Below are 18,134 nucleotides of genomic sequence, written 5' to 3' on the forward strand. Positions count from 1 at the left end.
TTCATGGCTGCGCCACCGGTTGTTGATCTTCCGTTCGTCGACGAGCGGCTGGCGCAGGACGTCGCGACCGGACTGGCAGAGGTCGAGAAGCTGCTGCGGTCCTCGGTGCAGAGCGAGGACGCCTTCGTCACGGAGGCGTCCAAGCACCTCATCGAGGCCGGCGGCAAGAGGTTCCGGGCCATGCTGGCCCTGCTCGCCGCCCAGTTCGGCTCGCCGCAGGCCGAGGGCGTGGTGCCCGGGGCCGTGGTGATCGAGCTGACCCACCTGGCGACGCTCTACCACGACGACGTGATGGACGAGGCCCCGGTCCGCCGGGGCTCCCCGTCGGCGAACGCCCGCTGGGACAACACCGTGGCCATCCTGACCGGCGACTACCTGTTCGCCCAGGCGTCGGAGATCCTCGCGGACCTCGGTGCCGACGTCATCAGGATCCAGGCCCAGACGTTCTCCCGCCTGGTGCGCGGCCAGATCCGCGAGACCATCGGCCCCCGCCCGGGCGACGACCCGGTGGCCCACTACATCGGGGTGCTGGCCGACAAGACCGGTTCGCTGATCGCCACCTCCGGCCGATTCGGCGCCATGCTCAGCGGCGCCTCGCCCGAGGTGGTCGAGCGGCTGACCCGGGCCTGCGAGGCGATTGGGGTGGCGTGGCAGCTCGGCGACGACCTGCTGGACGTCGCCTCGGAGACGGTCGAGTCGGGCAAGACCCCAGGAACCGACCTGCGCGAGGGCATCCGGACCCTGCCGGTGCTCTACGTCCTCGCCTCGGACGCCCCCGAGAGCGCCCGTCTGCGCGAGCTGCTGGCCGGTCCGGTGGCGGAGGAGGACATCGAGGAGACCCTGGGTCTGCTCCGCGCCGACCCCGCGATGGGACGCGCCCGCGCCGAGCTGCTCGCCTGGGCCGACCGCGCCCGCCAGGATCTGATGAGCCTGCCCGACATCCCGGCCCGCTCCGCCTACCTGGCGCTGTGCGACTACGTGGTGGAGCGTTCCGGCTGACCACCGCCTGCCCTGTCTTCTCGGCGCCGCTCCCTCGGCGCCGCTTTCTTGGCGCCGTGTGGTCATGTCGTGGGTGGTCCGGCCGGCCGCCGCCCGCCAGGCGGTGTGCGGCCGCCTCGTGGAGCGGTCCGGCCGGCCCCGTTAGCCTGGAGTCGTGCGACCACGTCGTGAGGCGTTCCGGCCGGCCACCGCAGGCATGATCACCCGGCTCACCCGCCCGGTCCGACCGGTTTTTTTCGTATGTCTTCCACGATGTTTGTTGCATGTAAAAGCAAATATTGTATGTGCATGTAGACTCCTGCCGATAGAACACTCCAGGAGGAATCACCATGTCGTGGGATCGTTTCGCCCTCTTGCACGCGCGCGTGGAGGCGGAGTTGACCAAGGCCCTCCAGCGCGGACACGGCCTCGGGCTGTCGGAGTACCGCGCGCTGGGGCGGCTCGCCACCGCCCCCGCCGGCTGCATGCGCATGCAGGAACTCGCCGAGGCCGTGGGGCTCAACCAGAGCTCGGTGACCCGCCTCGTCGCCCGCCTCGAGGAGGCCGGGATGACCCGGCGCGACCTCTGCTCGGACGACCGCCGCGGCGTCTACTCGGTGATCACCGACGAGGGACGGGCCCGGCTGGCCGCGGCCACGCCCACCTACGAGCGCTCCCTGGCCGCGGCCCTGGAGCAGGCCGGCGTCGACCCGGACCTCACCCCGCTGGTCCTCGCCGTCCGCGGCTCCTGACCGGCCCGGTCGCCTCTGCGCGGCCCTCCACGGCCCCTGGCGCCACCATGTGGCGCTATGGGGTCTTACGCGGGTTCTTGTACGGGAACGGAGTCGGGAGCCGTCCGGCGGGCCTGAGCGGCCGTCCGGAGGCTGTCCCAGGTGAAGACCGACAATGCCAGCCAGATGACGCCGAACCCCAGCCAGCGACTGGGCGGCATGACCTCCCCTATGACGAACACGCCGCACAGGAACTGCAGTATCGGGGCGATGTACTGCAGCAGGCCGATCGTGGTGAGCGGTATCCGGATCGCGGAGGCGGTGAAGCAGAGCAGCGGGACGGCGGTGACCACACCCGCCCCGGCCAGCAGGAGCGCGTGGCCCGCCCCCGCGTTGCCGAACGTGCTCGTCCCCTGCTGTCCCAGGTAGACCAGGTAGCCCAGCGCGGGGAGCAGTAGCACCAGCGTCTCGACCGTCATGCTCTCCGCGGCGCCCACCCCGGCGATCTTCTTGACCAGCCCGTACGTGCCGAAGCTGGCGGCCAGCACCAGCGCGATCCACGGCGGACGCCCGTAGTCGACGGTCAGGATGACCACCGCCGCCGTGCCCAGCCCCACCGCGACCCACTGCCACCGTCGCAGCCGCTCCTTCAGCAGGAACACCCCGAAGAGCACGCTGACCAGCGGGTTGATGAAGTAGCCGAGCGCGCTCTCGACCACGTGCCCGCTGTTGACGGCGTAGATGTAGAGGCCCCAGTTGACCGTGATGATCACCGCTGCCAGGACGAGGAGGCCGAGCTTGCGCGGGGTGCGCAGGAGCTCGCGGAACCAGGACCAGTGGCGCCGTACCGCCAGGATGGCGACGACGGCGACCAGGGACCACGCGATGCGGTGCGCCAGGATCTCCAGGGCGGCCGAGGGCTTCAGGAGCGGCCAGTACAGCGGGAACAGGCCCCACATGCTGTAGGCGGCGATGCCGTACAGGACTCCACGGCGCGTTTCAGGCATGACGCCTATCTTCGCTCCTTACTAGGTTTAATACAATTTAGTAGTGCTTTCCGCTCTGTTAAGCGTGACTTACGGGAACACGGGAAGGTCGCGCACGGTTGCCTCCTGGTGAGAACGTGTCAGGAGGAGGTTCACAATGGGCTGGTTGTTCGGCAAGGACAAGACGACGATGGTGTCCCCGGAGAACGCGCTCCCGGGCCGCCCCACGCCGATCACGGCACCCGGCCGCCACGCGGTCCTCGACGCCCCGCTCGCTCCGCCGTACCCCGAGGGAAGCGAGATCGCCGACTTCGGCCTCGGCTGTTTCTGGGGCGCCGAGCGCATCTTCTGGCAGACCCCGGGAGTGATCACCACCTCGGTCGGCTACGCGGGTGGCTACACCCAGAACCCGACCTACGAGGAGGTCTGCACCGGCCAGACCGGCCACACCGAGCTCGTCCGCGTCGTCTTCGACCCTGCCAAGGTGTCGTACGAGGAGCTGCTGCGCGTCTTCTGGGAGGCCCACAACCCCACCCAGGGCATGCGCCAGGGCAACGACGTCGGCACGCAGTATCGCTCGGCGATCTACTTCCACTCGCCCGAGCAGGAGAAGTCGGCCCTCACCTCGCGTGACGCCTACCAGAAGGTGCTCGCCGAGTCGGGCTACGACCCCATCACCACCGAGATCGCCCCGGCGGGGGACTACTTCTTTGCCGAGGAGTATCACCAGCAGTACCTTCACCGCAACGTTAACGGGTACTGCGGGATCGGCGGCACCGGAGTTTCATGCCCGGTCGGCTTGACCTCCGGCGAGGCGTAGACCTGCGGTTTTAGTTAGATCCTGGCCCTTGATCACCCGGAACATCCGGTGTCGATCTTGGGCCAGAGCCGTTTTCGGCGACAAGTATCACTACAGGGTCAAGGCAGTCCGCCTGCGGCGGCCTGCGCGCGCCGGGCGGTCGCTGGCCGCGCTGCGGCTCTTCGGCCGGTCGCGACCAGCGCCGCCCACGCGCCAATTCCTGATAGAGAACCGGCTGAAACACGCGGAAGGCAATCATGGAGTACGTCCAGGAGTCGACGTCCCTACCGTAGTCGGCGACAGTGAGAGCACGCCTTCGGCGGAGATCTCCGGCTCCTAGGCGATCATGCGACGCCGAGCTCGTGGAGTGGCCGAGGTGAAACCTAGTTCCTCGCGCACCATCTATCCCGAGGCGCAGAAGACTAGCCCCACCGCACCAAACCCAGCTGCAATCGTAGGGGCAACACATGATGGTGGAACGGTGGCCAGCAAACGTATACGCAGAGCCAGGCTTGACGCTCCGTCGCCCGCTTACTGCCTCCACGCGACGGTTTGTCGATGTATGAGGTGATTAGCTGAGAATTTAAGGGCTTCGGAGTAATCTATGTAGCTGTCACAAAGGCTATGCGACTGGTGATGGAGTCGATGTGTTTTCCCTTACATTCATCCGCCCCGTGATTTTGCACCTGGGGTATGGGATTGCAGGCTTTTTTGATGATCCGGAAGGTGGTCATCAAATTCGAACATACAAGGGGAGTGTCATCGATGTAAGCAAGCAGACGTTCTGGAAATCCTTTGGCTGCATATATTTAACTGTACGAAATAGATCAAATAGTGAAGTGACAATCAGTGACTGGCGACTGATTGAGTCGGAGGGGGGTGTGATGTTTGCTCAGGACGATAATCTGCCCTTCCGTATTGACCCTAAAGATTTCGCTGTTATTGCGCTTCCTGAATTTTGCAATAACGCACGGAAGAGTTCGAGGGTATGGCAACCTCAAGTAACACTAGGTGAATCCGGGGCAACGGTAAAGGCGCGACAGCGCGTCTTAGTGCCTCCTGACACCAAATGGGGAGGTCGTGGAGATGTAGGACTAGTGTTCAATCCGTCGGAAATTAGAAGGGCTGCCGATATTCGCCAGATGGCTGAAGAGATCAGCGCTAGGTTAAGAGGTAGTACTAACTTCTATAGTACGGAAACAACAAGCCGCGAAGAGACCTGCCGTCGACTGGAAACCTTTAAGTTCTTCATCGAGAAACAGGACGGCTATAAGCTCCTTCATCGGAATGGGGTAGAGAATCTAAGAGAAAATGATGTGCAAATACTATTCCAAGCGGTGTGGCACGGAACCCCCTTCGATGTTAACCGTGAACCGCGCAATGGACGCGGGGCGGTTGACTTTTCTGTGAGCATGGGCTCAAAGGACAAATCTCTCGTCGAATTTAAGCTTGCTAGTAGCAAGCGGCTGGAATCAGGCTTGCGCAATCAATTGAAGATCTATGAGGATGTAAATCGTACTAGCAGTTCGTTTTATGTCATTGTCTACTCGGACGCTAAAGATGAGCAAAGAATTGGACGTCTAATGAATAGCTTGACAGATGAAGAGCGTTCGACGATTGTGCTCGTGGATGCCAGGGAGGATAATAAAGGCCCCGCATCCGGTGAGCACGGCTAGTGGCTGGACACTTATCAGCCAATGTGACGGAAAAGCTGGTCATCATTGACAAGCAGTGCCGCTTATGAGCAGCCATTTAATGCTAAGAGTGGGTACATCTCGGTTTGGCAATTAGACTTGAAAAGCGTAACAGCAGGCTGCCGCGGGGCTTCCGTGCCTCGGGCCTGGCGGCCCTGCGGTACGGGTCCCCTTGCCACCGGATGACCGCGTGATCGCGCCGTCCAAGCACACGCGGACAAAGGAATGCCCCCAGGTATGGTGGCAGCCGTGCAGAGGTTCGCGCTCTTCGATCTGGACAACACGCTCGTCAACCTGAATGAGGCGTTTCAGGCATGGGCCGGAAAGTTCGCCGAGGAACACAACTTAGACCGCGAGGTGGTTGATTGGCTGATCGCTCTCGATCGAGCCGGCTACCCGCACCGCGAGGTTTTCTTCACCAAGGTCCGTGACCGCTTCACCTTGCCCGAGCCGGTCGACGAGTTGTGGAATCGCTACCGCCAGCGCATGCCCTACCTCGTCCACTGTCGACCCGAGGTGATGGAAGGGCTGTCTCGACTCCGCGCGTCGGGCTGAAAGGTGGCGATCGTCACCAACGGCACCGCGGACAACCAGCTCGGCAAGATCCAGCGGACGGGACTGGCCGAGGCCGTCGACGCCTACGCGCTCTCAGGACTCGAAGGCATCCGTAAGCCCGACATCGGTCTGTTCGAGGTCGCGGCCCGGCGCTGCGGTATGACTCTCGAAGGCGGAGGATGGATGGTCGGTGACAACCTCGTCGCCGACATCGGTGGGGGACAAGCGGCCGGACTACGTACCATCTGGATCGACCGAGGCACTTGGACCGGCCACGACCACAGCGCCGATCATGTCGCCACCGACGTGCTTCAAGCTATGGAGATCCTGCACAGCGCGCGGTGATCGAGTGGCCATGCCGCGTGGACGTGATCATCCTGTAGCACACATACATGCCTCAACCAGAGCATCGCAGATGGGGCCGGTTTCCTGCGGAACCGGCCAAAGTTGGTCTAGCAGGAGACCTCCAGGGTCTCGGCCCACGCCGGAGCCAGTCCGTTCGGACCGGACGTGCGGCCTCTCCGGGCCGAGCAGTCCTGGCCCGACTAACCGGCTTTAGCAGTCAGTACAGCAAGCGAAATCCTGCGAACATGCCACGACACCATTACAATCCGAAACGGCATACTCGCCTAGCGTTTGACTAGACCGGAGGACATGTGGACGGGTTTCCTATTCGTCGGGTGATTGAGCACGTAATGTCCGGATCATTGCGAATTCCCGCATTCCAGCGAGGTTTCGTGTGGGATGCCGAGCGTGTGGCATTCCTCATGGATAGCATCTATAAGGGATATCCTTTTGGTGCGGCCATTCTCTGGCGAACAAAAGAACAACTCAAAACCGAGCGTAATCTAGGTCCGTTTAAGCTCCCGGATAGTGAACCAGATTATCCAATTGATTATGTACTTGACGGTCAGCAGCGACTGACATCCGTCTTTGGAGTCTTCCAAACTGATATTATCCCCAACGGTGATGCAAGCTGGACGAACATTTATTTCGATATGGAAGCGGCTTCGGGAAACTTTCAGGATTCTCAGTTTGTCGCTATACCCCCCGACGAGGCCGACTGTGATCGACACTTTCCAATTGGGACATTTTTCGACGTTCAGGGATACCGTAAGGCAACCCAGAATTTAAGCGGCGAGAAAGCCAATCTCATAGATTCTGTTCAGTCTACCTTTAAAGAGGCATCGATTCCTGTTCAGTATATCGAAACTGACAATCGAGCTAAGGTTGCGATTGTCTTCGAGCGTGTTAACCGAATGGGGGTTGAGCTAGACGTATTTCAGCTGCTCTCGGCCTGGACGTGGAGTGAAGATTTTGACCTCCAGAACCGATTTACAGAGCTGGCTGACGACTTAAAGCCATTTGGCTTTGAGTCTGTAGGTGATGACACAAACCTTCTTCTCCGCTGCTGCGCTGCCATCGTAAAGAACGATGTGTCGCCCGGAACGCTCGTGAGTATGAATGGCTCGGAGGTGCGAGACCGGTTCTCCGAGGTTGAAAATGGGATCAAGGGCGCTATCGACTTTCTTCGAAGAAACTTCAAAATTGAGTCCCTTGACAACCTGCCTTATTCCGCACTGATCATCCCTTTGGCGGTCTTTTTCGCCAGTCCGGGGAGCAAGGCTGTCAAGGTTTCAGATCGTCAACGGGAAATTCTTACGCGTTGGGTCTGGCGCTCGTGCTTCTCTCGTAGGTTCAGTGCCGGTGTTATCAGGAACCTAAATCGAGATATCAAAGAGGCGAAGAATCTTCGAGACGGCAATGGGTTCACCCTTGACCGTATTTCCGTTTCCGTCGAACCATCGTTCTTTAGTGAGCTATTTAGCATTCGAACAACCAACACTAAGACTTTTGTGATGCTGTTGGCCCACTCGCAGCCCCTAAGCTTTGTTTCTGGTCAGCCAATTTCCCTTGATGATGTACTACAAAATTATAATAGGAACGAGTTTCATCACCTATACCCGCAGGCGTACTTGAAGTCAAAGGGCTTCTCTGCTCCAGAAATTAATCGGCTTGCAAATTTCGTCTTCATGTCTTCACAAGACAACAAGACCTTGGGTGGAGTAGCGCCGAGTGTTTATAGAGGGCATATGAACGCGCTTTCGATTCCCAAGATTCTTGAGCGAGCATACTGTCCAGCGTCCCTGTTTGATGATAGCTATGAAGCCTTCATTGAAGAGCGGTCGAAAGCTCTAGTTGCTGCAGCAAAACTTGTTCTCGGATTCTGATGGTCATGCGATTATGGCCGCCACATTAAGGCCGGGGTTCGGCGACGGCCGGGGCATTTAGTGGCAAGCCCCAACGGAAGAGGGGCTTGCCACCGAACGGCTACGGTCGAAGGTGACAGCAGCGCTGACAGCAACGTCCTCACACACGGGCTCACTTCGGCTACCGTCCACCACCCTCTGACCACGGTCTCTGCTACCACACCAGGGTGATTGGTCCGCCTGAAAAGCGGAAGGTCGGCGGTTCGACCCCGCCCCTGACCACATCATCTGAGCAGCAAAGACGCCCCGAACGATCATCGTTCGGGGCTTTTTGATCTCCAGTGACAGCAATCCGTGGCGGACTACTTGGGGCGGTACACCGAGGTCAGGGAGCTGAACAGGGCGGTGACGCCGCCCCGGTCGTCGCCGAGGCCGTCGTCATCCGGCGTCCTGGCGCGGGTCGGTCCACGCCTCTGTGACGCGGCCGCCCGGCAGTGCGATATCCAACTGTCGGCACCACGATCGCGTCGGCGTCCATCCCTCGACCGGCGTGAAGTTCACACGCAGTCGGCGGGCCGAGCCGGGAACCGGCCCACCCAGGTAGCGAGTTCCATGCGCGGCCGTCTTGCCGTCTGGATCGAAGGCACCACCATTGTCATCGCGGTAAAGGGTGCCAAGGTCATCCTCCGCAGACAGGGTCCAATACCAGAAGAACGGTCCTTTGAGATCTATCTCGTGTTGCTGCAGTCCCGGAACGAACTCGTAGTGCAGCACACCGTCGGCGCCTGATATCTCCAGTCCGCGGGCAACCACGTGGTGGCCTTCTAGCAGTTCCCCAAGATCGATATCAAAGACGATGTCGAGACGCCTCGCCCCGCCCATCTTGGCGAGGTAGGCGTCGGTAGCCGTACGCGGCGGAATCCTGATCACGACCCCCAGCATCGGACACGATCGAGAAGCCTGCCAATCAATATTCGCCCTATGACGACTCGGAGGACCCACAGCATGGTCTCGGCGAGATGGCGACGGCTCCAGGCCCGTCCTATGCCCAGTCCGCCATGCGCGATTGATCACCTCGTCGTCAAGCAAGGCAATGCGAAGATCAGAGGTTAAATCACAAGCTCAAGCTTGCGGTGACGACCGTACCTAGGGTGGATCGATGTGCAACGACTCGCGCTTTTCGACCTGGACAACACTCTCATCAACCTGGACGCGGCTTTCCAGGTCTGGGCCGGGGAGTTCGCCGACGAGCACTACCTTGAGCGCGAAGCGGCTGACTGGCTGCTCGCTCTGGACCGGGTCGGCTACCCCCATCGTGAGGTCTTCTTCAGCAAGGTCCGGGACCGTTTCGCTCTACCCGAGCCGGTCGACGAGCTGTGGAATCGCTACCGCCAGCGCATGCCGTACCTGGTTCACTGTCGGCCCGAGGTGATGAACGGGTTGTCTCAACTCCGCGCGTCGGGTTGGAAAGTGGCGATCGTCACCAACGGCACCGCGGACAACCAACTCGGCAAGATCCAGCAGACGGGGCTGGTCGAGGCTGTCGACGCCTATGCGCTCTCAGGACTCGAAGGCATCCGAAAGCCTGACATCGGTCTGTTCGAGGTCGCGGCCCAGCGTTGCGGTGTGACCCTCGAAGGCGGGGGATGGATGGTTGGTGACCACCTCGTTGCCGACATCGGCGGGGGACAGGCAGCCGGACTGCGTACGATCTGGATCGACCGAGGCACCTGGGTCGGCCACGATCACAGCGCAGATCATGTCGTCACCGACGTGCTTCAGGCCATGGAGATCCTGCACAGTAAGCGGTGATCGAGCGGCCGTGCCGCAGCCCGGCGAGGAGCGCTGTACAGCAGTTCCGTACAGCAACACCGTCTTACACGATCACACGCCACCGACACGTATCTACCGTCTGATCAGGGTGTGAGGCCACCGACCTGGGACGTGCCGTTGACTCGTAATGAAGTGCTCTGACTCCTCGCCCCGTTGCCTCCTGTTCAACCTCACATCCCTCCGTACCTATTGGTCGGGGAGGAGTGGGCCAGGAGTCGGTGAGGTGGTCTCTGGCAGGCGTGGCGGCGCCGTCCCTCCGGATCCCGCGCCGCCACGCCTGGTTTACCGGGCTCTTCCGGACAGCAGAGCCGTCCAGATCGCCCGAGCCTCATGGATCGAGTAGACAGAGGTCTCATGGACCTCATGTCCGTCGTCGAGCTGAACGATCCGCCGGATGAAGGCCCGTCCGCCGCCCTCGCATAGTTCGTAGACCGTGGCGCGACAGAAGCAGGTCCAGGCCACCGGCCGCACCCGCTCCAATGCCGGGTACGGTCGTCGCCATTCCAGCCGCAGGTGATCCCGCTGGGCCAGGACCACGTGCGGGCTCAGGCACTCGTCAGACAGGATCACATCGAGCCTCGGCCGGCACGGCCGGCAGCGGACGGCTGGTGTGAAGCTCGCGATATCGGAGGGCGACATGGCGCGCGGTGGTGACCGGGTTCTCCGTGCTGTGGACGGCGTACAACCGTCTCCCCGTCTTCTGTGACACCCGCCCTGTCCACCACCGGTACCAGCGCCCGTTCGTCCAGACGATGAGATTCAGCCAGACCGACACGAGCGCGACCCCCTGCCCCTCGTGAACATCGGCGGCGATCTGAAGGTCTTCGAGCGAGAGCTTCAAGCGCTCGGCGGAGGCGACATATGACGGACGATAGGCAAAGTCGTCAGCGGTGCCTCTGATGAGCTTCGTCCTGGGTGGTGATTCCATTGCTCCACCTGCTGAATGAGTCGGTCACACCAGGCCCTTGCGGGTTACGCTGGATCGGCTTGTCCGTGCTGGTGACAACGCTAGGAACAGCGCGGATGTCGCAGAACTGACCGGAAGTACGAGTACGGACGGCGGTGGCTCCCTCTCATGACTGTCCACGGTGCGGGAACCCTGACCACCCGTCGGGGTAACGCTGAGCGCGGCCGTGAAGGCCGGATCTCCGGGTATGTGCTCAAGGTCATCCGTGAGTCCGCGGGGTTGACCCAGGAGCGGTTCGCTGAACGCCTTGGCTTGGACGTCACGACGGTTCAGGGGTGGGAGTCCGGGCGGCGCCCACTGATGGCGATCTCCACGGGCGCATACCTGTCGTTGCGACACTGGCTTCTACGGCTCGGTGTCCGGTCGCGTCTGCTCTCTCAGCTGGACATGGCCCTTGAGGCGGACCGATTCGTCGGCTACGTGCTCAGCACGGAGCCAGGAAAAGCCGGGACCGAGGATCATCCGCTGGCGTCATGGGTGATCACGCGCCCGTTCACCGATCTCGTGGCGTGGCCATTCACCAAGTCCGCGCCGTCTGCTGTGGCGGGAGCCGTTCGCGGGACCGGCCGCCGGGGGCCGGTGGCAACCGCGCCTTCTCTTCTGCCCGACGAACGCGTGCACTTCTTCGAGCATCTGAAGGCAGTGGCCGAGGGCGCCGATACGGGCCGGGTGGACGGCATGCTGCTACGTCGCGAGCTTCGACGACACTGCCGACACCGCCGACTGGCTCACGACTATGCAGCGCGCCGAAGAACGGCGGATAGGTCGGGCGGGCGAATGGACCCCGTCATGGGCTGTCGTCCGATCCGGCGCTCACTCACTGGCCCGGCTCGGCGACCGCGAGGGGTTGCAGCACTTTATCCGGGTTCATCTGGCCGACGAGATCTGCGAGATGGCGAACCTCAACTACTGGGCCTACTGGCTCGGCGAGGTCGGCGAGCCACAGCTGGCGGACACGTTCATGATTGAGCTGAACCCGGACGTCTGGCGTGGGACGGAGCTTCTCAGGCATCTGACCGGCAAGCTGGACTCCACCAACCCTTACCTCGACGTGGTGGCGCACACGCTGTGGGCGCTGGTCATGCTGCGTCCCTCGGCGCTGGACACCCAGAGCGCGGATGCTCTCAGAGATGCAGCCGTCCGTACCCTGGACGAGGCCACCGCGTCACCGCAGTCCCAGCGGGAACTGGAGGCGGTCATCTACGCTCTGCGCATGATCCACCGAGGGTGAGAGGGGACTTCCATGGCGGAGGAACTGTCGAAGCTGACGGGCCTGCTGTACGAGATCGGGCTGCTCAAGCGCTACAAGCGCACGGGCTGGCTGGTCGCGGGGGTACGGGATCCCGAGAGCATCGCCGACCACTCCTTCCGGACAGCGATCATCGCGAGTGTGATCACGGCGTTGGAAGGTGGCAACCCCGAGCGTGCGGCGTTCATGAGCCTGTTCCACGACACGCAGGAGACCCGCATCACCGATATCCCCTACATCGGCAAGCGGTATCTGAAGGCGGCGCCGAACGAGGAGGTCACCGCCGACCAGATGCGTGGCGTTCCAGAGTCGGTGGCGGAAATGGTGAGCGGCGCGGTCAGGGAGTACGAGGAGAAGGCCAGTCTCGAAGCGGTCTGCGCCCGGGACGCCGACAAGCTCGAATGCCTGATCCAGGCCATCGAGTATCGCGAGCAGGGTCATCAGAACGTGCAGCCGTGGATCGACAGCTCGCTCGCCGCGTTGAAGACGGCGTCCGCGAAGCGCCTCGCGGACGAGGCGCTCGGCACGGGGTCGCTGGAGTGGATGACCCACATCCTGAACGGAGACTGAGACACCTGACGCTCATTGAGGCCCGAGCTCTTTCCGATTCGCGCGGTTACAGCTCGCCGTGCTGTGGACGGCCGGACTCATTTCGTGAGTCCCCGGGTGCCTACGACACTCCGCCGGCCACATCGCCAGGGCAGAGAGCAGGGCTCAAGCTCAATCGGGAACCTGCCGGTTACAAGCAGCTCGGCGAGCGGCGGCGATGCCCTGGCGGGCGAGTTCAGCCCAGAAGAGCTCGCCGTGCCGGTGGCCGCTTCCGGCGTAGCGCCACTCGGACAAAGTGATCGTTCTGCTTTCGGAAGGGTCGGGGAGGCCAAGGGCGAGCCGGGCCTGGGTGGCGCGATGATCGGCTCGGGCCTGGCGGAGATCACCGAGGGTCGTGGAGTAGTGGCGGCTCTTGGTCGAGAAGTGGCCGCCGTAGCCGAGCATGTGAGCCCATCGCCGCAACGGGAAGTCCCGGTACTGGGGTAGCTCGTCAAGAGTGAAGCAGGTCATGATCATGCGGCGGGTGTGTTCGGTGACGTCCAGGCCGGTGATGTCCCAGATGTTGCGGATCGGTCGGTCCACCGTCCCGGCCGACTCCGCACCCTTGGTGGCGTACTTGGCCACGTAGGACGCCACCCGCTGATCACTTACCCCGTCCAGGTCGGTGGAGACGTACACCGGCCGCACGTCGAGCTGGTCTCCCCAACGCAACGAGATCGGCGGATAACCGGCGGATGTCCCGCCGGGAACGGTGAGGGTGACCTGCTCAACGGCCTGTCGTATCGCGCGATCGAGGAGCGGGACGGTAGCCCGGTCCGGAGGCCGATCGGTTGGCCCCTCTGGACCGTCGAGGCGGATCACCGCGTGGAAGTGGACCAGGCCGCGCGCCTGGTACTCGGCGACCTTGGCGTACGACAGGCGCAGCGTCCGGCGTAGCTCGGTACGGCTGACGCCGAGCAATCGGGCGAGGGCCGAGGGGACGGTTTTGGTGAACTCCTGCCAGAGCCGGCCCGCGTGTGCGTTCCACAACACCGCACCGCGGTAGTCGTAACAGTCCACGCAGAGGGGTTGCCCCGCCTGGGGGTCATCGCTGCCATGGCGTGCGCCGCAGCTTTCCGGTCGCCCGTGCTCGCACACCGGACGATCACGCCGAGGACGGCACAGCAACGGCTTGCCGTTCTCGCCTGACCGGTGTGCGTGGACCACGCCGAAGGATGGGGCGGTGAAGGTGGCGAACACGCGGGGATGCCCGCTCACCTCCTCGGGGACGCCCTTACCGCCGCGCAATCCCGAGATGATCAGGTGATAGGTGTCGTCCCTGTAGATGGCCGAGCAGGCAGGGCAACGGGACGCGCGGCGGTTGCCGCATGCGGTCAGCAGAAAACCGGTGGGTTCGTCGGCCGTTCGGTAGACGTCCAGGATCTCGCCCGTTCCGGCGTCCACGGTGATGCGTTCGCCGTGGAGCCGGACAGGCTGGGCACAGCCGCCAGTGGCGTACACCATGCGTTGCCACCGGTCGAAGTCCGGCATGGCCGCGCGCTGTACGGCGGCGAGCACATCAGGGGAGAAGGAGGGGCCGTTGCTCATGCGGCGTCCCTCCCACCGCGCTCCGGGGCGGTGTCGGAGATCTCGTCGCTGATCTCGACACCGAAGACAGTGGCGACGCGTCGCCACTTATCGCGATCCCACCGGGGGGATCGGGCTGCTTGGCGCCTGCCCCACTCCTGGGCCTGCGCGGTGGGTGGTAGGGACTTCGTAGTGCCTCCTTTCCGAGTAGGGAACCGTCGCCGACGGACGGGAAAGGGCGAGCAGTATCGCGAACATGCCGAAGACAACCGGTGGCGAGTCGTGGTGCTGCCAGCGAGAGGAGAAATGGAGTGTCTGCTGCGACGATGACCGGCGAGCGTGCCGTGCGTTGCCGGCCTACCACTGGGCCGGGTGCTTCCAGCGGAACGGCTGTCTAGGGGATGTGGTCTTGCCCGGTTCTCTTACACGCTCGGATTGGGCCGCAGGCCGTTTTCTCGCTGTCTCCCTCATTCGTGGCGCGGTTTTGATTACTTATTCTTTTACCACCGGAAGCCGCTAAATAAGCCTCATGGACTGCGCGCGTTCCTGCTGTGCAGGGGCGTCCGTCGACGTCCCTTGACGTCCGTATGCGTCCTCTGAAATCCTGTGACGTCCGGCTACACCGGGCATGAAGTAAGAGAGCCGTCACCCTTAGGTAAGGGCAACGGCTCGCCTGCTCGCGGAAGACGTCCAAGGACGTCCTGAGACTCAGGTCTCCCGCCAGACCGGTTCGAGGAGATCGGGATTGAAGGGCCTACGACCTCCGCCGCTGGGATAGATGATCACCGCATGCAGGGCTTCGCGGATGTACGACCGCTTGATGGACAGGGGCAGGCCGCCCTCTTCCTCGGTGAGGTACCAGCGTCGCCGGATCTCGACCACGTCCGTGGTGGATCGGGCCAGATGACGTTCGGCGGACGCCGTGAAGTTCTGCCCTTCCGCGCGTAGACGGCTGATGCGTTTTTCAAGGTCAGGCGCTGTGGAGAAGAACAATTCGTTGCTTATGTTCCCTGCGGCCCACTGGCTGCGGAGTTCTTCGAGACGAGCTTTCGTGTCCTCGTATTCCTGCTTTCCTTCCCATTCGGCAGGACTGACGGATGCAGCTATCTGAACTTCTTCGAGCTTGGCCAGAACGGCTTCGGAGACGTACAGGTCAACCATGTCTCCACGCCTGCCGAGCCCACCGCAACCACCCACCGTCTTGGCAGGGCAGGAGTAGATGTGCTGGACACACTCCTTCACACGGGTGACACGAAGGGAGGCGTTGCAGATCGAGCCATCGGGCTTGGTGCGTCCACAACGCAGGAAGCCGGTCAGGAGGTACCGATGTTCCTTGAAGTCTCTTGCGAGGATGCCGCCGACTCTTCCGTCGGGGTAGATGTAATGACCCTTCCGTGCCTCGAAGATGTTCTTGATCGCGATCCACTGCTCAGAGGTGATGATCGGTTGCCACTGGCCGACGATCGGGTCTCCCGAGGCATCTCGTACGAGCTCGCCGTCGAGTTCTCTCCAACCGCACAGCCGAGCATTTGTGACCATGAGTTTCAGGGACCGTGAGCTCCAGTTGTTGCCAAGGGATGTCTTGATGTCCTTTCTCTGCCATTCGCCCACAATCGAGTTGAGCGAGCGGCCGCTGATGACATCCATAGCTGCCTGCCGTACGAGGGGAGCTTCCCGAGGGTCGAGCGCCAGGCGGTCGGGCAGCCAGCCGAAGGGGCGCGTTCCGCCGACGGGTACTCCCAGTTCCGCGCGCGTCCGGTGTGAGCGGCGCATCCGGCGCTGCATCTTCCGGACTTCCATCTTGGAGATGACCGCGCCGAAGAGACCCATGCTCTCGGTGTCCTCGCTGTAGAGGTCTTTCATCCCACGTGCGTCGGCGAACACGCGGCCGTCCCGGTATGTGATCGCCTCTACGAAGCGTTCGTAGTCACCTGGACGGCGGGCAAGACGGTCCTCGGCCACGATGACGACACCTTGGACCGCCGTACCGTCGGAAAGCTCACCGGCACGAAGCGCTTTGAGCATCGCTTCGAAGCCGTCACGGACCACGTCGGCCTTGGCCGCGGACTTGTCGTTGTCCGTGAACTCGTGGACCACGGCCCAGCCCTGTCGCGCCGCCGTCTCGCGGTTGAGCTTGTGCTGGTCCTGAACTCCGTGTTCGTCTCTCCTGATGTCCGCGGAGATGCGAGCGTAGGAGACGACGGGGACAGCCGAGCCGACCTGTGCCATGGGGACCTCCGCAGGAATTATTGCCTGAGTGAGAGGTCTACCACCAGCAGTATCTGTTCAAGAACCCCGGCGGCTACTGCGGGATTGGCTGCCCGGTCGGGCTGACCTCCGGCGAGGCATGGCCATACGTAGCGGTCGAACTCTCATGCAGGGCTATGACCAGTGTTTTGCTACTTCAAGTAGTAAGATAATTCCATGGGTATGCCTGAGCGAGAGTTCGCTCCCGGAGACGGGCCGGCCGCCAAAGTCAGTGTCTCCCTGAGGGCGGGCAACATTCGCGCCGTCAGGGAGCGGGTCGGAGCCCGCGGGTTCTCCGCCTATGTCGACGCCGCCGTGGAGCGCCAGATCGAGCGGGATCTCTTGGAGGAGGCCCTTCAGGAGAATGAGGCCGCTTCCGGGCCGATCCCCCAGTCCTTGCGTGACGAGGCGGCGGCGCTGTTCCGCCGCGTCAAGTCGGCGCCCGAACTCCAGGAGGAGGACGGGTGACGCGTGCACGAAGCAGGCTGAGCGCGGGCACTGTGGTCCTCGACTGCGAGGGACTCGTGAAATGGTGTGAGGCCGACCGGCGGGTGACCGCGTTCGTACGGGAGGCCCAGGACAACGACTTTCGGGTTGTGGTCAGCGCGATGACACCGATCGAGGCGCAAGACGTTCGCGTCAAAAGCGATCGTCTCAGGTGGTACCTGTCACGCCTGAAGATCGAGCCTGTGACGGAGGACATCTCGTCACGGGCGATCGAGTTGCTCCGAGACGCACGTCTGCACGGTCACAAGTACGCCATCGACGCCGTGGTCGCGGCTACCGCACTGCGTTCGGTGCGCCCGGTCGTCGTTCTGACATCCGATGAGGACGACATGGGCAACCTGTGCGGGAAAACCGTGGAGGTGGTCCATGTCTGAGCTTGTTGTTCAACCTCCGAGATCACGTTTGGCTGTGAGGGACTTCGGAGGTCAAACGACAAGCTGAGACCTCCGGCCGCTCGGGGGCCGCTTTCACGTCCGGTGATCATGTATCGCGTGCCGACCGGGCCGGAGGGCTCAGCCGATCAGTAGGCGCACTGCACCACGACGTCGTCGAGATCGACCTGCGCGGCGTGCCAGTACGGATGCTGCTGCCCCACGGTGAGTCGCAGCACGACGTCGGAGCGTTGCGCGGTCCAGCTCACTGTCTGGAGCTCCCAGCCGTGGACCCAGTCCTGGGTGATCGACTTCAACGCGATGTACGTCCACGTGTCGGGGTCGATCACCTCGAGGTTGAACGAGGCCTCGTTCCCCCACAACTCGGTCCAGACGCCGGCGGTGCATCGTGCCCCCGGGTGAATGCTCACCGGCGTGAGATGGATGGTTCGCCCGAGCGCGCACCAGCCGCGCGCCGTGAAGGCCATCATGCTGGCCCAGCCGCTCCCCGTACGCGGCGTGCTCGACGGGCCGCCGAACGTGGGCCCGCCGCAATGCCCGTTCGCGGTCAACGTCCATCTGGAGGCCGGGTTCGTCGAAGGCTCGAACCCGTCGGTGAGCTGCCAGATTCCCGCGGACGCGGGCCCCGCCGGCACGAGAACCGCCGCGGCCGCGATGACCACCGCCGTCAACGCGCGCAACAACGATGAGCGCATGAGTCAACTCCCACGTCTCGGCTCGAAACCAAGGAACAAGGAAATACGATTCACGTCGAAAGGGCGCCACTCGCGACGACATCGTCAGTGTGACGGCTGCCATAAGATCTGTTAACCCCCGACTTTTCTTTTTGATAATCGACCGCGTGGCCCTCGTGGGCAACATCGAGGGCAGG

The 18,134-nt window shown here is 62.8% G+C and carries 18 protein-coding genes, 1 tRNA gene and 1 pseudogene; 14 read left to right on the plus strand and 6 right to left on the minus strand.

Annotated elements, in window-relative coordinates; genetic code table 11:
• Positions 1–3: 3 nt before the first annotated feature.
• Together ACTOQ2_RS16425 and ACTOQ2_RS16430 are read left to right on the plus strand one after the other, a co-directional pair.
• Positions 4–999 (plus strand): polyprenyl synthetase family protein, encoded by a 996-nt coding sequence (locus ACTOQ2_RS16425; protein WP_440100407.1) that lies wholly within the window; start codon positions 4–6, stop codon positions 997–999.
• 329 nt (positions 1,000–1,328) lie between these two features.
• Positions 1,329–1,730 carry a MarR family winged helix-turn-helix transcriptional regulator gene (locus tag ACTOQ2_RS16430; protein WP_440067990.1) on the plus strand — a complete coding sequence of 134 codons (402 nt, stop codon included), beginning with the start codon at positions 1,329–1,331 and terminating at the stop codon, positions 1,728–1,730.
• A 65-nt stretch (positions 1,731–1,795) separates the two neighbouring features.
• On the opposite strand, the gene rarD is transcribed toward ACTOQ2_RS16430, so the two are convergent.
• Positions 1,796–2,716, minus strand: coding sequence for an EamA family transporter RarD (gene rarD / locus ACTOQ2_RS16435; protein ID WP_440067992.1), 921 nt, complete (start codon positions 2,714–2,716; stop codon positions 1,796–1,798).
• Between the two features lie 136 nt (positions 2,717–2,852).
• On the opposite strand from rarD, the gene msrA reads away from it, so the two are divergent.
• The 6 genes from msrA (at position 2,853) to ACTOQ2_RS16465 (ending at position 8,235) form a co-directional block, all read left to right on the plus strand.
• Positions 2,853–3,515, plus strand: a complete 663-nt coding sequence (gene msrA / locus ACTOQ2_RS16440; protein WP_440100408.1) for a peptide-methionine (S)-S-oxide reductase MsrA — start codon at positions 2,853–2,855, stop codon at positions 3,513–3,515.
• Between the two features lie 653 nt (positions 3,516–4,168).
• Positions 4,169–5,170 (plus strand): hypothetical protein, encoded by a 1,002-nt coding sequence (locus ACTOQ2_RS16445; RefSeq protein ID WP_440100409.1) that lies wholly within the window; start codon positions 4,169–4,171, stop codon positions 5,168–5,170.
• Positions 5,171–5,425: 255 nt separating this feature from the next.
• A complete protein-coding gene (locus ACTOQ2_RS16450; RefSeq protein ID WP_440100410.1) occupies positions 5,426–5,743 on the plus strand; it encodes a hypothetical protein in 318 nt (105 codons plus the stop codon).
• A 3-nt stretch (positions 5,744–5,746) separates the two neighbouring features.
• Positions 5,747–6,088, plus strand: coding sequence for an HAD family hydrolase (locus tag ACTOQ2_RS16455; RefSeq protein ID WP_440100411.1), 342 nt, complete (start codon positions 5,747–5,749; stop codon positions 6,086–6,088).
• Between the two features lie 335 nt (positions 6,089–6,423).
• Positions 6,424–7,974: a GmrSD restriction endonuclease domain-containing protein gene (locus ACTOQ2_RS16460; protein ID WP_440100412.1), complete on the plus strand. Its 1,551-nt coding sequence runs from the start codon at positions 6,424–6,426 to the stop codon at positions 7,972–7,974.
• Between the two features lie 195 nt (positions 7,975–8,169).
• Positions 8,170–8,235 (plus strand) — tRNA-Phe (locus ACTOQ2_RS16465).
• Positions 8,236–8,391: 156 nt separating this feature from the next.
• On the opposite strand, the gene ACTOQ2_RS16470 is transcribed toward ACTOQ2_RS16465, so the two are convergent.
• Entirely contained in the window at positions 8,392–8,883 is a 492-nt protein-coding gene (locus ACTOQ2_RS16470) for a hypothetical protein (RefSeq protein ID WP_440100413.1), read from the minus strand.
• Between the two features lie 231 nt (positions 8,884–9,114).
• Between ACTOQ2_RS16470 and ACTOQ2_RS16475 the strand changes: the two genes are divergently transcribed.
• Positions 9,115–9,765 carry an HAD family hydrolase gene (locus ACTOQ2_RS16475; protein ID WP_440100414.1) on the plus strand — a complete coding sequence of 217 codons (651 nt, stop codon included), beginning with the start codon at positions 9,115–9,117 and terminating at the stop codon, positions 9,763–9,765.
• Between the two features lie 577 nt (positions 9,766–10,342).
• On the opposite strand, the gene ACTOQ2_RS16480 is transcribed toward ACTOQ2_RS16475, so the two are convergent.
• A complete protein-coding gene (locus ACTOQ2_RS16480) occupies positions 10,343–10,714 on the minus strand; it encodes a hypothetical protein (RefSeq protein ID WP_440100415.1) in 372 nt (123 codons plus the stop codon).
• Between the two features lie 147 nt (positions 10,715–10,861).
• On the opposite strand from ACTOQ2_RS16480, the pseudogene ACTOQ2_RS16485 reads away from it, so the two are divergent.
• The 3 genes and pseudogenes from ACTOQ2_RS16485 to ACTOQ2_RS16495 form a co-directional block, all read left to right on the plus strand.
• Positions 10,862–11,002 (plus strand): annotated as a pseudogene (locus tag ACTOQ2_RS16485) (hypothetical protein); the annotation flags it as partial.
• 598 nt (positions 11,003–11,600) lie between these two features.
• A complete protein-coding gene (locus ACTOQ2_RS16490) occupies positions 11,601–11,984 on the plus strand; it encodes a hypothetical protein (RefSeq protein ID WP_440100481.1) in 384 nt (127 codons plus the stop codon).
• 12 nt (positions 11,985–11,996) lie between these two features.
• The gene (locus tag ACTOQ2_RS16495) at positions 11,997–12,572 is read left to right on the plus strand and encodes an HD domain-containing protein (protein ID WP_440100416.1); all 576 of its coding nucleotides are present in this window, start codon (positions 11,997–11,999) and stop codon (positions 12,570–12,572) included.
• A 150-nt stretch (positions 12,573–12,722) separates the two neighbouring features.
• Here ACTOQ2_RS16495 and ACTOQ2_RS16500 read toward each other — a convergent pair whose 3' ends face one another.
• Complete coding sequence (locus tag ACTOQ2_RS16500; RefSeq protein ID WP_440100417.1) at positions 12,723–14,138, minus strand: replication initiator; 1,416 nt, start codon at positions 14,136–14,138, stop codon at positions 12,723–12,725.
• Positions 14,139–14,825: 687 nt separating this feature from the next.
• On the minus strand, positions 14,826–16,346 hold the full coding sequence (locus ACTOQ2_RS16505; RefSeq protein ID WP_440100418.1) for a recombinase family protein: 1,521 nt from the start codon (positions 16,344–16,346) through the stop codon (positions 14,826–14,828).
• A gap of 195 nt (positions 16,347–16,541) precedes the next feature.
• Here ACTOQ2_RS16505 and ACTOQ2_RS16510 point away from each other — a divergent pair, with 195 nt between their 5' ends.
• Both ACTOQ2_RS16510 and ACTOQ2_RS16515 read left to right on the plus strand, forming a co-directional pair.
• Positions 16,542–16,832: a hypothetical protein gene (locus ACTOQ2_RS16510; protein ID WP_440100419.1), complete on the plus strand. Its 291-nt coding sequence runs from the start codon at positions 16,542–16,544 to the stop codon at positions 16,830–16,832.
• Positions 16,829–17,245 (plus strand): PIN domain-containing protein, encoded by a 417-nt coding sequence (locus ACTOQ2_RS16515; protein WP_440100420.1) that lies wholly within the window; start codon positions 16,829–16,831, stop codon positions 17,243–17,245. The genes ACTOQ2_RS16510 and ACTOQ2_RS16515 overlap by 4 nt, the downstream gene beginning before the upstream one ends.
• Before the next feature lie 146 nt (positions 17,246–17,391).
• Here ACTOQ2_RS16515 and ACTOQ2_RS16520 read toward each other — a convergent pair whose 3' ends face one another.
• A complete protein-coding gene (locus ACTOQ2_RS16520) occupies positions 17,392–17,958 on the minus strand; it encodes a hypothetical protein (RefSeq protein ID WP_440100421.1) in 567 nt (188 codons plus the stop codon).
• Between the last annotated feature and the right edge of the window lie 176 nt (positions 17,959–18,134).

This window comes from Streptosporangium sp. H16 (assembly GCF_051918855.1).
Lineage (GTDB): Bacteria > Actinomycetota > Actinomycetes > Streptosporangiales > Streptosporangiaceae > Streptosporangium.